Genomic DNA, 1,277 nt, shown 5'->3' with positions numbered 1-1,277 from the left:
TGACCCCTGCCGTCAAATCCGTACAACTAAACTTGGGAGATTTTAGTTACGCAGCCTGACGATAATAATCAAACCACACCTGTCTTGGCGATTTATAGCCTAAACCCTTTTGAATTCTCGTTTGGTTGTAGTACAACTCGATATATCTAATGATATCGGTAATGGCGGCAAATCTGGTCTTATAGTCCTGATGATATATCAACTCATTCTTTAATACGCCCCAGAAGCTCTCTATAGGTGCGTTATCAAAGCAGTTACCTTTAGCGCTCATTGAGCCTGCAAACTGATGTCGCTTGATGATCTTGTGATACGCATGGCTACAATATTGACTGCCTCTGTCAGAGTGAACTATTAGCCCTTTGCTGGGTCGTTTGTTCTTGATTGCCATATTGAGTGCACGGCATACTAGATCAGCGGTCATACGTTTGTTGATGGCATAGCCGACCAGCTCTTTAGTGTATAAGTCTTTAACGCCTGCCAAGTACAGCCAACCATCATTTGTCCAGATATAGGTGATGTCACTGACCCAAGACTCATTAGGACGCTTAGCATCAAATTGCTGGTCAAGCACGTTCGGATAGACCAGCTTATTGTGATTAGAGTCTGTCGTAATTTTAAAGCGCTTGTGGCGACGGCATTTAATGTTATGTTCCTCTTTAATGCTCCTAACCATGTATAGGCTAATGTCATGGCCTTGCTCTGTTAGCTGGGCATGCAAACGTTCATAACCATAACGTTCTTTACTTTCACTGTGAGCGGCTTTAACTAGTAGCTCACAATGGTTGCGATGTATCTGCTGCTCGCTGATATCGCGACTACTCCAGTCGTAATAGCTTGATGGTTTGACGCTTAACACACGGCACATAGTGGTGATGTTAAATATCTGCTGATTGTCTTTAATAAAGGCGTACCTTACTAGCTGTGCTTGGCGAAGTACGCCGTCGCCTTTTTTAATATCTCTCGCTCCTCTTCGGCAACTTTAAGTTGTCGCTTGAGCTGCTTTATTTCTTGAAGAGCCTTCATAAGATCAGGATCATATTGTTCTGTGCCGACAAGCTTGCCTTGATTGGCTTTGTTGTTCCAGTTCGATAAGGTTTGCATGGCGATGCCAAGCTGCTTTGCAGTCGCTGAAATATTACCGTTGTTGTCTGCTATCTTTTTAACAGCTTCAGCTTTAAATTCGTCACTGTAGGTTCTTAATTTCTTGGTCATGGTAAACTCCGATTAATACGCTTAGTTTACCAAGTTTATCTCTACGGTTTCTTCAGCATAGCTCA

At 42.8% G+C, this 1,277-nt stretch carries 1 protein-coding gene; it reads right to left on the bottom strand.

Going from position 1 to position 1,277, the window contains the following annotated elements:
* Nucleotides 1–46: 46 nt before the first annotated feature.
* Nucleotides 47–1,212, bottom strand: a protein-coding gene (locus tag DVY93_RS12385) for an IS3 family transposase (protein ID WP_193004722.1) whose coding sequence is annotated in 2 segments (ribosomal slippage) — nucleotides 47–954 and nucleotides 954–1,212 — 1,167 coding nt in all. Because the reading frame shifts where the segments join, the coding sequence is not laid out codon by codon here.
* Nucleotides 1,213–1,277 lie beyond the last annotated feature (65 nt).

This window comes from Psychrobacter sp. CCUG 69069, assembly GCF_021023115.1.
Taxonomy (GTDB): domain Bacteria; phylum Pseudomonadota; class Gammaproteobacteria; order Pseudomonadales; family Moraxellaceae; genus Psychrobacter; species Psychrobacter namhaensis.
This window is presented reverse-complemented; position numbering and strand designations above follow the sequence as displayed.